A 13924-nucleotide genomic window follows, 5' to 3' on the forward strand; every position below is an offset into this window, starting at 1 on the left:
TACAAGTCAGTTGCTCTACCAATTGAGCTAAGCCGGCATAAATGGTGGAGGTTAACGGGCTCGAACCGCTGACCCTCTGCTTGTAAGGCAGATGCTCTCCCAACTGAGCTAAACCTCCACATGGCTGGGATAGCTGGATTCGAACCAGCGCAATGACAGAGTCAAAGTCTGTTGCCTTACCGCTTGGCTATATCCCAACAGTGCTTATTTAATATAACAATTTTTTAGAATATAGTCAATATTTTTTAGTGGAAAAGTTGAATTTTTTTCAAATTCAACTTGAAAAAAGATGAATCCATGGATTCATCTATAATTTTAATAATTTTTCTACACTAACAAGCTTTACACATAACACAAAAAGTTCTGTTGCTTGCTTCAATTCATTTAAAGGAGGATATGATGGGGCAATACGAATCACTGAATCATGAGGATCTTTTCCATAAGGGAAAGTTGCACCCGCATCAGTTAAAATAACACCTGCTTCTTTACATTTTTGAACAATATCTTGTGCACAATTGTCCATAGCTTCAAAAGTAATAAAATATCCACCTAATGGATGAGACCATGTTCCAATATGAAGAGGTTTTAATTCTTTATCAAAAATATCTAATACCATTTCAAATTTAGGTCTTAATAATTCAGCCTGTTGACTCATATGATGTTTTAAATCTTCGATGCTTTTAAAATATTCAGCATGTCTTAATTGATTTAACTTATCATGACCAATAGATTGAACTGTTAAATGTTTTAAAATATCTTTTTTATTATTAATTGATGTAGCCATAGCCGCTACCCCAGCTCCTGGGAAAGTAACTTTTGATGTTGAACAGAATTCAAACACAAGATCAGGATTTCCTGCTTCTTGACAAGCTTCAAGAATATTTTTGACATGATCTTGATGATGATCATAAAGGTGATGAATAATATAGGCATTATCCCAGAAAATTCTAAAATCTGGAGCGGCAGGTTTGAGATGTGCAAATCTTTCTACAACTTCATCAGAATATGTTATTCCTGATGGATTAGAATATTGAGGCACACACCATATACCTTTCACCGATTCATCATTATTCACATATTTTTCTACCAGATCCATATCAGGACCATTTTCATCCATAGGAATAGATATCATTTCAATGCCAAAACGTTCTGTAATAGCAAAATGACGATCATATCCAGGCACAGGACATAAAAATTTGACTTTATCTAAATGACACCAAGGTGTATGTCCTAAATATCCATGTGTAAAACCACGACTGATCTGATCAAACATGATTGTTAAACTTGAATTTCCATAAACAATAATATGTTCAGGTGTTGTTTCTAAAATAACTGCAAATAACTGTTTGGCTTCATCAATTCCATCTAATATACCATAATTACAATAATCTTTTTTATCTGTAAAATCATAATGACTATTAATAACATCTAATAAAGGCATAGAAAGTTGAACTTGACTAAAATCAGGTTTACCGCGAGCCATATTTAGCTGTAAATGTAAATCTTTCATGTCTTGGTATTGTTTGCTTAATTGTTGATGTAAAGTTTTTAATTCATCTTGATTCATATCTTGATATGCTTTCATTTTTAATCCCCCACTTTGAAGTCATTGTACCTTTTCATTCAATAAATTGCAATCTTTATTCGACAAGAAAAAATATTTATTCATTTGTATGTAATCTATGTAAAATCACAATAAATGTTGTTTTATCCTGGTGACTCGTAGCTAAGATTTCTCCATTATGAATTTGAATAATATTTTTAGCAATCGCTAAGCCTAAACCAGTTCCACCAGTTGAGGAAGAACGAGATGCATCACTGCGATAAAATTTATCAAAAATATATGGCAAATCAGCACTATCAATAGGATTTCCATAATTCATAATTTTGATAGTGACAGTTTCTTCATCGTTGATAACTTCAATTTTAATTTTCTTTCCATCCTGTCCATATTTTACTGCATTAGATAAAAGATTATCGAAAACTCTTGCGATTAATTGTCCATCCCCATTAATAAATAAATTATTTTGACTGATTTTCACTTCAGGCGTGATATGATGTTCCTGAAATGTTGGGTAAAACTCATCAACAATCTGTAAGATTAACTCAGTAATATTAATAGTGGCCATATGAATCTTGACATTGGCCTGATCCAAGCTTGTAAACTCAAATAAATCATCCATCATGCTTTGAAGTCTTTTTGATTTTTCATAAGCCACACTTGAATATTTTTGTATTTCCTCTTTCGTTAATTGCTGGTTATTCTTAATCAACTCTAAATAACCCACAATAGTTGTCAGAGGTGTTCTTAAATCATGAGCAACATTTGTAATTAAATCATTTTTTTGTTTTTCAGCATTTCTTTCAGCATCATAGGCCAAACGTTCATTTTCTTTAAGAATTTCACTTTCTTTTTCCTTATCTCTTAATGTTTTCGCAAGAGCATTAATATTGGCTGCTAATAACCCCAGTTCATCATCATATTTGATAGGGGCTTCGACCTCATAATCACCAGCAGTGACACGTTGAATAGTTCCACTTAAAACATCAATATATTTTAAAGTGATATTCATTAAATCAAAAAAAGTAACTAAAAAAATTAATAAGGAAATAAGAAAAGCAATGATGTATAACCATTCATAAGGTAAATGAAAAATATTGGTATGTTGTAAAATGATCATTAAAGCAACATCACATAAAAATGCAATCAGATAAGCAACAATGATATTAATAAATAAACGCCATCGAAAACTACTGATCAATAATCTTTGTATTTTCTTTATCATAATTCAAATTTATAACCAACACCCCAGACAGTTTTAATGTGTCGAGGATTTCTTGGCTGCCTTTCTATTTTTTCTCTTAATTTTCTAATATGAACCATTATTGTATTATTAGAATTATGTGATTTAACATGCCATATCTTTTCAAATATATCTTCAATAGAAAAGACAGTTCCAGGTTGACTTGCTAATAAGACGAGAATTTCATACTCAATGCGTGTTAAAGCTAAGGGCTTTCCATCTAATGTCACCAGTTTTTTTTGTGTATCAATCATTAAATCGGTTGCTTCAATAATATAAGAAGAATGATGAACCGGTTTATTTAAGACATGATAACGTCTAAGTTGTGATTTGACTCTGGCAACAAGTTCCATTGCATTAAATGGTTTACTCACATAGTCATCAGCACCAGTTAATAATCCTTCAATTTTATCATTATCAGCTGTTTTTGCAGAAACAATAATGACAGGAATATTGTATTTTTCTCGAATCATTTTCAATGCTTGAATACCATCTATTTCAGGCATCATGATATCTAAGATGACAAGATCAATATGATATCGAGGAATATCATCTATAAGGGAAGATGCGTTATATCTTTTTTCAACAGTATATCCTTCTTGGGTTAAATAAATTTCAATTAAATCAGTAATTTCTTTTTCATCATCAACAACAAGAATATGTGGATTTTCCATATAGATCGCCTCCTATGCTTATTATATAGAAAATAATCAAAACGACAATCATTTTTATAAAATAATAAGCTAAAATATATGTTATAATGATGTATAAAAATAGAAAAGGGAGTTTATCATATGAATATCATATTTGAAAAAGCAAGTAGAAAAGATGTGCCAATCATACTACAGTTTATCAAAGATCTGGCACGTTATGAAAAATTAGAAAATGAAGTCATAGCGACAGAAGAATTAATTGAAGAATGGTTATTTGATAAAGAAAAAGCAGAAGTTATTTTTGCGGTTGTCGATCATAAAAAGATAGGTTTTGCTTTATTTTTTCATAATTTTTCAACATTTTTAGGACGTGCAGATCTCTATTTAGAAGATTTATATATTATGCCAGAATATCGTGGACATGGTTATGGTAAAGCCATGATTAAAGAACTTGCAAGAATTGCAGTTGAACGAGGATGTGGAAGGCTAGAATGGTGGTGTTTGGATTGGAATCAGTCAAGCATTGATTTTTACCTTTCATTAGGTGCAAAAGCCATGGATGAGTGGACTGTTTATCGTATAACAGGTGAATCTTTAAGAAAATTATCAGAATAATAAGAAAAAATAATTGCTTTGATAAATATTTTTTGCTAGAATAAGAAAGGGCACTCTGGCTTTCCGCTAGGGTGCATTTTTATTTGTGAAAGGAGAGAATAAAATGGCTAAATTTATATTTGTAACTGGTGGAGTTGTATCAGGACTAGGAAAAGGATTGACAGCTGCATCATTAGGAAGATTATTAAAACAAAGAGGATTGAAAGTCTTTATGCAAAAACTTGATCCTTATATTAATGTGGATCCAGGAACAATGTCACCTTTTCAACATGGTGAAGTGTTTGTCACTGCTGATGGGGCGGAAACTGATTTGGATTTAGGACACTACGAACGTTTTATTGATGAAGAATTGAATCGTAGCTCATCTATTACAACAGGAAGAATATATAGTGATGTCATTTCTAAAGAACGTCGTGGAGATTATTTAGGGGCAACAGTTCAGGTTGTTCCTCATATTACCAATGAAATCAAAGCAAAAATTTATGCAGCTGCTAAAAGCAGTCAAGCAGATATTGTGATTACTGAAATAGGTGGAACTGTTGGAGATATTGAAAGTTTGCCTTTTATTGAAGCCATTAGACAAGTCCGTTTAGATATTGGATATAAAAATACTCTTTATATACATACAACATTACTACCTTATATTGGAGCAAGCCATGAGGTCAAAACCAAACCAACACAACATAGTGTTAAAGAACTAAGAGGATATGGTATTCAGCCAGATATTATTGTTTGTCGTAGTGAAAAACATATTGATCAGGAATTAAAAGAAAAAATTTCTTTATTCTGTAATGTCCCAGTAGAAGCTGTTATTTCTAATTATGATGTTGATGTTTTATATGAACTGCCAATGATGTTATTGGATCAACATATGGATGATTTGGTATTGGATCATTTAAGAATAGAAGCTCCAAAAGCTGATATGACTGAATGGCAACAGCTTATTCAACGTGTTAAAGGTCTTAATAAAGAATTAACAATCAAGATGGTTGGAAAATATGTACAATTACCAGATGCTTATTTATCAGTCAATGAAGCTTTACGCCATGCAGGTTATTATGAAAATAGTACCGTACATATTGATTGGATTAATGCTGAAGACATTAATGATGAAAATGTAGGAGACATGTTAAAGGGAGCAGATGGTATCTTGGTTCCTGGTGGCTTTGGACAACGTGGTATTGAAGGAATGATTAAGGCTATTCGCTTTGCAAGAGAAGAAAAGATTCCATTTTTAGGTATTTGTTTAGGAATGCAATTGGCTTCTATTGAGTTTGCAAGACATGTCTGTGGACTTCAAGATGTCAATTCTATTGAATTTGATGAGATGTGTGCAACACCATTAATTCACTTAATGAGTGATCAGACATTGAACGATATGGGTGGTACACAAAGACTAGGAAATTATGATTGTGAGTTATTAAAAGGAAGTCATGTTCATGAATTATATGGCAAAGACTTGATTCAACAAAGACATAGACATCGTTATGAATTCAATAATAAATATAAAGAAATTCTTGAAGAACATGGATTAATTGTATCTGGGAAAAATCCAGAAAGAGATCTTGTGGAAATTATTGAATTAGAAAATCATCCATATTTTGTAGCTTGTCAATTCCATCCAGAATTTGCTTCACGTCCAAATCGTAGTGAACCTATCTTCCAAGGATTTATCACAGCTGCATGTCATAAGAAATATCAAGAAGAGAGCACTCAAAACTGAGTGCTTTTTATGTGGGTTTCAAAGGAGAATTTATGATTGGTATTGTCAGAATAAAAGGAATAATGTTGCATTTTTATATGAAGAATATAATCTTTTTTGATTATTTATTTCTTTATATAATAAACATAGAGGGGAGGTAGAGAAAATGCGATTATATTCTATAATGAAAGATTTTTTTGAACAAGCAACCTACCTCTCAGTTGAATACTTTACAACAAAATATGGTGTATCTAAAAGAACTATTCAAAAAGATATTTCTTATTTAATGCGTATTTCTCCTCGCAAAGGTTTTAGATTACATATGAAAAGAGGAGAAGGATACTTATTAGAAGTCACGAATAAAGTGCTATTAGATGATTTTTTAGATACTTTAAATGAAGGTTTTTTTGTTCCAACAAAAGAAAGACCAGCACAGATTTTATCTTTTCTTTCTATTCAAGATGGATTTGTTTCAATGGATAAGATAGCTGAGTTTCTTCAGGTATCAAAAACAGTTATCAAAAATGATATGGAAGATGTAGAGAAACTGGCACAACGTTATCATATTCTCATTGAACGTAAACATCATTATGGAGTAAGAATTCATGGGCTTGAAAAAGATATCAAAGCTTATTTAACAGATGAATATTTGAATCAGGATTTAGTTGTTCAAACAGCTGTTAATGATGTTGTGAAAGACTTTAAGCTCGTAGAAGATGCCTTTATAGATTTATTGATACATGAGAATTTAAATGTGAATTATAATGAATTGTTAAATATTACCGAGTATTTAAAGGTGATGATTTATCGTGCAATCCTGAATCATGAAAGAAAAGAAGGAGAAATTCAGGGAAATGATACATTTCATCGTATTGTTAAAGAGATTACTCAATTACTTCAGAACATATATCAGGTTGAGTTTAGTCGAGCAAGTATTGATGACTTCATAGTCATTTTGAATAAAAATGTTAGAAAACGCATAGAAAATGTTGGTTTTAGTGATACTTTGGAAAATGACATTAATGAATTTCTAAGCAAGATAGATAAGATTTATCAGACAAATTTTTTACAAGATGCAGACTTTAAAAAGTTTTTGTTATCGCACGTGACTTTGCTAATTGACCGATTGCGAGATAAGATTTCTTATAAAAATGAATTAGCAAATAAATTAAGCATCACAAATCCTATGATTTTTAATATTGCGATTCAATTCTGTGATATGTTATCAGAAAAATATAATGTTCAATCAACTTTTGATGAGATTGGTTTTGTAGCAATGCATTTTGCTGGACATATGGAAAAAGAAAAACAATTAAAATTACAATCATATAATCGCATTGGTGTTGTCTGCTCTTCTGGTGGTGGGAGTGCCTACATGATTAAATTACAGATTGAATCTTTATTCCCTAACGCAACAGTGCAGACATTCTCTTTTTTGCAGAAAAATGATTTATTGGCTTATAAACCTGATTTGGTTTTTACCGTTTTGCCTTTGTCATTTGATGTCCAAGTTCCGGTGATTTATATTAAAGAGTTGTTAGATGATAAAGATTTGATTCGTATTAAACAGATTCTGCAAACAGATGAATATGATCCGTATACATTGATTCATGATGAACCACCTTATGCAGCTTTCTTTTCTAAAGATTTTTTCAAAATTGTGAAGGAAGATAACTATGAGCGATTAATTTATACTATGGCACAAGAACTGGAAGAGAAAAAATATGGAAAAGAAGGATTTACAGATATGGTTATGCAACGTGAATCTTTTGTGAGTACGATATATTTTAATGGTATTTGTATACCCCATCCAATTGAAACAGATGCTTTAAAAAACATGATTTCAGTCTGTGTTCTAGAAAATCCTTTTTTCTGGAATGAAAAAGAAGTTAAGATTGTTTTTATGATATGTTTGAAAAAAGATCAGATAGAAATGTATAAGGTGTTGACAACGCAGTTATATAAGTTGATGCAGGAAAAAAAGTATGTTGATCGTATTTTTCACGTAAAATCATTTGAAGAATTGATGGCCGTTATGAAGGAGTTAGGAGGTGTTAATCATGAATAGTCAATTGTTAAAAAAATTAAGTGATGCTGATAGTATTGCTTCTTGTGAAGATGAAGTTAGAGAAATACTTTATCAGGAATTAAAAGAAGTCTGTGACGATATTTCTTGTGATGCACTAGGCAGTCTTATATTTCATAAACGTGGAACGGATGAAAATGCTTTGAAGATCATGATATGTGCACATATGGATGAGGTCGGTTTTATTGTACGACATATTTCTGATATTGGATTTCTTTATGTAATGGCTGTTGGTGGTGTTTTGGATAAGAGCAAAGAAATGCAAATTGTTAGAGTCACAACGGAAGATGGTCAAAAAATAGAAGGTTTATTAAATGTTACAAAAGATGATGAAGGCCATATCAAAGAAATGTATATAGATATTGGTTGTGATACGCGTGAAGAGGTAGAGGCTTTAGGAATTGAAGTTGGAAATATGGTTTGTTTTGCCAGTCAAATGCGCTCACTCTCATCGCAGCATGTATATATGGGCAAAGCTATGGATGATCGTAGTGGATGTTATGTCGTTGCTGAAACGCTAAAGCACCTATCACATGATACAAAAAATGATCTTTATTTTGTTGCAACAAGTAGCGAAGAAGTAGGATTACGAGGAGCGCAAACAGCAACTTATCAAATTGATCCAGATGTGGTTTTTGCTGTGGATGTTGCGAATAATCCGGAGCTAGTCAAAAATTATACCAATCATCGTTTGATTGGAAAAGGTCCAATGCTTGTCCATTATGACAAGACTATGGCACCTAATCGTCAATTGATTCGTTATGTAAAAGCAGTTGCGAATAAGCATCAAATTCCTTACCAAAATGATATGCTTAGTGGTGGTGGAACGGATGCAGGACAGGCTCATTTACAAAAAGGTGGACGTTTGGCGATGGTTTTGGGTATTCCACTTCGTTATTGTCATGGAGCTTATTCAATGGTTCATGCTGATGATTTGGACCATCTGGTAGAATTGTTAGTTCATTTGCTACAGAGTGATGCAAAAGAATATAGGAATATGACAGATTATTTGGGAGGAAAGTAAAAATGACAGAAATGGAAAAAAGTATTATTGGGATGATTTCATCTGCTGGGCAAAGTAAAGCTAAAGCATTTGAAGCATTAAAGAAAGTGAAAACTGGAGAGTATGATGAAGCAAGAAAATTGCTTGAAGAAGCTAGGGAAGCTGATGTTCAAGCACATACGATCCAGACAAAGCTTATCCAGGCAGAAATGTCAGAAAATGGAGATAAGCCAGAAGTTGGGTTATTAATGGTTCATGCACAGGATCATTATATGACTTCTCAATTAGCAAGAGATCTAATTGAGGAATTAATAAATGTATTTGAAGCAAAGGAGGGGAAATAAGATGAAAATTGTATTATGTTGTGCTGGAGGTTTTTCAACAACTATGCTTATGGATAGTATGAAAAATACTGTAAAGAATAGTGCTAAATTAGATGAAAAGGATTTTGAATTTGTGGCTATTCCAGTTGATATTTTACAAAGTGAAGTTGAAACTTGTGATGTATTAGTTATTGGACCTCAAATCGCTCATAAATTGGACTATATTAAACCAATTATTGAACCATACAATATTCCATATGTTATTGTTGATCAGGATACTTATGGAAAAATGGATGGAGCAACTGTTTTGAAAAAAGCACTTGTTGAAAGAAAAAAAGCAGATATGAAAAAATAGGGAGTGGGTGAATGTATGTTTGACAAATTTGAAGCATTTATGAACAAGTATTTAACTCCACTAGCAAACAAGATGGATAAACAAGTTCATTTAAGTGCTGTAAAAAAAGCTATGGTTGCAATGACTCCGTTGTTGATTATTGGGAGTTTCTGTTTGATTCCAGAAGCTATTCCAAATATGATTGGAGAAAACAACCCAGTATCACAATGGATTTTAAACAATCTTGATATTATTTATATTCCATATAATGTTGGTATGGGATTAATGTCTTTATATGTATCAGTAATTATCGCATATCATCTTGCAAATTCTTATAAGCAGGATGTTCCTGGAAGTGTCAGCATGGGATTAATTGCCTTTTTAATGATGACAGTTCAATATACTGAAGATGGTGGAATTGATACAACTTATTTTGGAACAAAAGGTTTATTTGCAGCAATGTTTGCATCATTGATTGCAGTAGAACTTTATCGTTGGTGTAAGAAAAAGAAATTTACTATTAGAATGCCTGAATCAGTTCCAGATTTCGTATCACGTTCTTTTGAAATGATTCCTATTTCAGTTATTGTTATTGGATTTTTCTTAATTATTCGTATTTTATGTGTCAATGTATTTAATACAATGCCACCACTTATCTTTACGAATTTATTAGCACCTCTAGTTGGTTCTATGGACAATCCATTTGCTTATACATTCTTGAAGATGCTACATTGTTTATTATTCTTCTTTGGTATTCATCCATCAGTATTAAGTCCAATTACAAGTCCAATTTCAACTCAATTCTTAGCAGAAAATATTGCAAATTATCAAGCAGGAGTTGAAATGACACACTTCTTTACACCTGGACCTGAATCAGCATTTGGTAACTTTACAGGAACAGGAGTTACATTTGGATTAGTACTTTGGTGCTTATTATCTAAGAATAAAGCTTTAAAACAAATTGGTGGAGTAGCACTTATTCCAGCATTGTTTGGAATTAATGAACCAATCTTATTTGGAGCACCAATTGTATTAAATCCTGTATTCTTTATTCCATATGTTATTTGTGGAGGTATTATAGGAAGTTTAGGGGGATGGGCTCAATATCTTGGTATTATGAGTTGTTCATTCTTTACACCTCCATATGTTGGAGTTTTCCTAGAAGGTTATTTAACGAATATGGACTTTATGTCTATTGTTGTTAATGCAGTACAGATGATTCTTTCTATTATTGTATGGTATCCATTCTTTAAAATGTATGAACAACGCTATGGAAAACAAGATGAAAAGACTAATGATAATTCATTATTGACAAAAGAAGATGAAGATATCTTAAATGATTTAGATTTAGACTTTTAATGATAAGGCAAGCAAAAGCTTGCCTTTCTATCTAGGAGGTAAATAATATGGCCAAAAGAATAGAAAAAGTGCAAGATTTTCTAAAGAATCAAAAACTTGATGCTTTATTAATTCAAAGCAAAACTATGAAAAAATGGATGTCAACAATGTTAGGAAGTGGGTGTAAGGTTCTTATCACTCAACAACATGGATATTTAATTCTGGATGGACGTTATATAACTGAAGCGAAAGAAACTGAGTTTGATTTAGAAATCAGACTTCATAATCCTCATACGACAGGAAAAAGTTATTTATATGCAGTAGAGAACATATTAAAAGAAGAGCATTGTCAATCATTAGGTGTAGAGGCTAGTGAAGTATTGGTTAAAGATTATCAAAAACTACAGACATTGGATGTAGATATTCATTTATTTGATGAGGAAATTACGAATTTAAGAATTGTTAAGGATGATAGTGAAATTGTTGCTATGCAAAAAACGATTTCTTTGACAGATGATGTGTATGCAAAAGTATTACAACATATTCGAATAGGAATGGCGGAATATGAAATAAGTGCCTTGGTTCAATATTATGCAATTGCTGCTGGAGCTCAGCAAATGTCTTTTGAAACGGTTGTTACAAGTGGAGAAAGAACTGCTTTGCCACACGGACGACCAACATCACGTAAGGTCAAGGCTCATGAGCCAATTATGATTGATTTTGGAATTCAATATCAAAATTATCAGTCAGATATGACGCGTGTTTGTTTTATTGGTGAGCCATTGCCTCAATATAGAAATATTTATGATTTGGTTTTAAAGGCACAATTAACGGGGTTAGAGGCTATTCGTGCAGGCGCAAAGGCATGTGATGTAGATCGTGCAGCTCGCCAAGTCATTGAAGAAGCAGGATATGGTGAATATTTTGATCATGGTCTTGGACATGGAATAGGGGTAACAGATAGTGGTGAAGGACCCATTTTAAATAGTCAAAGTCAAACAATTCTGCAAAATGGCATGATGATGTCTTGTGAACCAGGAGTTTATGTTCCTGGTTTAGGAGGTATTCGTATTGAAGATGATGTTGTCATCATTGATGGGAAAGGTGTTCCAATGAATAAGACACCAAAAGATTATATAATATTGGAGGAAAAATAAATGAAATATGATTTTGATGAAATTCATAATCGTTTGGGAACATATTGTACACAATGGGATTACATAGAAGATCGTTTTCACAAAAAAGATTTGATTCCTTTTTCGATTTCTGATACAGATTTTATTGTTCCAAAACCTATAACAGATAAAATTCATGAAGTTGCCAATCATCAGATTTATGGATATACCAGATGGAATCATCATGATTTTAAATCATCTATCACAACTTATTTTCAAAGGCGTTTTGATACTCATATTGAGGAAGATTGGATTTTGTATAGTCCAAGTGTTATGTATTCAGTTTCACTGTTAATTCGTTTGCTGAGTCAACCACATGATAAAGTCTTGACGATGAATCCAATGTATGATGCATTCATCAATGTCATTTTAGAAAACGATAGAGAATTGGTTTCACATCATTTGATAAAAACAAATGGAACCTTTGAAATTGACTTTGAAGTATTTGAACAGCAAGCATCTCAATGTCAAATATTACTTTTATGTTCGCCACATAATCCAACGGGTAGAATCTGGCGTGATGATGAAATAAAAAAAATGATTGAAATATGTAAAAAATATCAAGTTAAGATGATTTCAGATGAAATACATATGGATATTCAAATTAAAGATCAAAAACATCAGCCGTTGTTGAAATATCTCAATGAATATGATGAAATGTATACTGCGAGTTCTTCAAGTAAAACTTTAAATACACCAGGTTTGATAGGATCTTATGTAATAATTCCTAATGAAAAAGTAAGAGATGCTTTTGTGGGTGTAACGCGAAGAAGAGATTTTTTGAACTCAGCAAGTATTTTCGGTATGTATGCAACAATGATTGGTTATACACAATGTGATGATTATATTGATCAATTAAATGAATATATTCGTGGGAATATGGAATTAGTGGAAAACTTTATTCATGATTATTTACCGGATTTCCATTTTCAAAGACCTGAAGCTACTTATTTAGCTTGGATTGATGCTCGAGATGTTCCTTTTACTAGTGATGAAATTCAGGAAGCTTTAGTAAATATCGGTGGTGTTGCTATTATGAAAGGTGAGACATATGGTGAAAATGGAACAAAATATTTGAGAATGAATTTAGGATGTCCACGTGCTAAAGTACAAGAAGGATTAAATCGCTTTAAAAAGGCAATGGATGCCTTATATCATAAGTAGGAGGATTGTTTTATGCGTCAATTATGGAAAAAATTAACATTTTGGGTTGATCGAAAGCCTTCCAAAGTCAATTTTTCAACACGTTTAATTGCTTATGCTTTAGATTGGGCAATTGGTGGAATTATTGCAGGCTTACCGGCAGTGGCTATTTATGGTTTGGTTACTGATCGTAGTGATATGTTCAGTGATTTATACGTTTTTCCCTCTTTAGGATATTCAGTCTATTGGAGTTATTTAGCTGGATTTTTGAGTATTATTTTAGCGTTGATTTATTTGGTTTATATTCCATTGAAAAAATATCCTGGACAGACTATTGGAAAACGTATTATGAAATTGCAGATTGTGAGAATGGATAATCAGCCATTAGATTTGAAAACACTATTGATAAGACATGTTATTGGTTTAATGATTTTAGAGAGTGTCTCAGTTGTAGTAGCTAGATATTATCGTCAGATGTTGACTATGGCAACAGGTATTTATTTTGAGTATTATCTAATGGCTATTGGAAGTTTTATTACTATTATTTCTGCAATTATGGTATATAATACACCCTCAAGACGTGCAATTCATGATTACCTCTCTGGCACGACTGTTGTTCATTTAGGAGATCAAGCTCCTCAAGAGAAAGGAAAAGAGAAGAAAAATAAGCGTAAGCATAAGCGCTCATAATGCATAAAACATCAAAAAAAGCTGTACAAAATCAATTATTTAAAAAGTTATTTTGTTA

At 32.1% G+C, this 13924-nt stretch carries 13 protein-coding genes and 2 tRNA genes; 10 read left to right on the forward strand and 5 right to left on the reverse strand.

From position 1 onward, the window contains the following. Positions 1–42: 42 nt before the first annotated feature. The 5 genes from B5E79_RS06115 to B5E79_RS06135 form a co-directional block, all read right to left on the reverse strand. Positions 43–118: transfer RNA gene (locus B5E79_RS06115), tRNA-Val, on the reverse strand. 3 nt (positions 119–121) lie between these two features. Next, a tRNA-Gln gene (locus B5E79_RS06120) sits at positions 122–197 on the reverse strand. 110 nt (positions 198–307) lie between these two features. After that, on the reverse strand, positions 308–1585 hold the full coding sequence (locus B5E79_RS06125; RefSeq protein WP_087297353.1) for an aspartate aminotransferase type Ic: 1278 nt from the start codon (positions 1583–1585) through the stop codon (positions 308–310). Between the two features lie 76 nt (positions 1586–1661). Continuing rightward, positions 1662–2786, reverse strand: coding sequence for a sensor histidine kinase (locus B5E79_RS06130; RefSeq protein ID WP_087297354.1), 1125 nt, complete (start codon positions 2784–2786; stop codon positions 1662–1664). Then, positions 2783–3478, reverse strand: a complete 696-nt coding sequence (locus B5E79_RS06135) for a response regulator transcription factor (protein ID WP_087297355.1) — start codon at positions 3476–3478, stop codon at positions 2783–2785. The genes B5E79_RS06130 and B5E79_RS06135 overlap by 4 nt, the downstream gene beginning before the upstream one ends. 120 nt (positions 3479–3598) lie before the next feature. Between B5E79_RS06135 and B5E79_RS06140 the strand changes: the two genes are divergently transcribed. From B5E79_RS06140 to B5E79_RS06185, 10 genes are all read left to right on the forward strand, one after another. Then, complete coding sequence (locus B5E79_RS06140; protein ID WP_087297356.1) at positions 3599–4072, forward strand: GNAT family N-acetyltransferase; 474 nt, start codon at positions 3599–3601, stop codon at positions 4070–4072. A 103-nt stretch (positions 4073–4175) separates the two neighbouring features. Further along, on the forward strand, positions 4176–5795 hold the full coding sequence (locus B5E79_RS06145; RefSeq protein ID WP_087297357.1) for a CTP synthase: 1620 nt from the start codon (positions 4176–4178) through the stop codon (positions 5793–5795). 145 nt (positions 5796–5940) lie between these two features. Continuing rightward, the gene (locus B5E79_RS06150) at positions 5941–7842 is read left to right on the forward strand and encodes a BglG family transcription antiterminator (protein ID WP_087245296.1); all 1902 of its coding nucleotides are present in this window, start codon (positions 5941–5943) and stop codon (positions 7840–7842) included. Further along, a complete protein-coding gene (gene ypdE, locus B5E79_RS06155) occupies positions 7835–8884 on the forward strand; it encodes an aminopeptidase (RefSeq protein ID WP_087245298.1) in 1050 nt (349 codons plus the stop codon). Before B5E79_RS06150 ends, ypdE begins: the two co-directional genes overlap by 8 nt. 2 nt (positions 8885–8886) lie before the next feature. Beyond that, complete coding sequence (locus B5E79_RS06160; RefSeq protein WP_087245300.1) at positions 8887–9207, forward strand: PTS lactose/cellobiose transporter subunit IIA; 321 nt, start codon at positions 8887–8889, stop codon at positions 9205–9207. Position 9208: 1 nt separating this feature from the next. Further along, positions 9209–9541 (forward strand): PTS sugar transporter subunit IIB, encoded by a 333-nt coding sequence (locus tag B5E79_RS06165; protein WP_087245302.1) that lies wholly within the window; start codon positions 9209–9211, stop codon positions 9539–9541. 15 nt (positions 9542–9556) lie between these two features. Next, complete coding sequence (locus B5E79_RS06170; protein ID WP_087245304.1) at positions 9557–10879, forward strand: PTS sugar transporter subunit IIC; 1323 nt, start codon at positions 9557–9559, stop codon at positions 10877–10879. A gap of 47 nt (positions 10880–10926) precedes the next feature. Continuing rightward, on the forward strand, positions 10927–12015 hold the full coding sequence (locus tag B5E79_RS06175) for a M24 family metallopeptidase (RefSeq protein ID WP_087297358.1): 1089 nt from the start codon (positions 10927–10929) through the stop codon (positions 12013–12015). Beyond that, a complete protein-coding gene (locus tag B5E79_RS06180; protein WP_087245308.1) occupies positions 12016–13197 on the forward strand; it encodes a MalY/PatB family protein in 1182 nt (393 codons plus the stop codon). Positions 13198–13209: 12 nt separating this feature from the next. Beyond that, the gene (locus tag B5E79_RS06185) at positions 13210–13866 is read left to right on the forward strand and encodes an RDD family protein (protein ID WP_087297359.1); all 657 of its coding nucleotides are present in this window, start codon (positions 13210–13212) and stop codon (positions 13864–13866) included. Positions 13867–13924 lie beyond the last annotated feature (58 nt).

The sequence above is a fragment of the Massilimicrobiota sp. An134 genome, from assembly GCF_002160815.1.
Taxonomy (GTDB): domain Bacteria; phylum Bacillota_I; class Bacilli_A; order Erysipelotrichales; family Coprobacillaceae; genus Allocoprobacillus; species Allocoprobacillus merdigallinarum.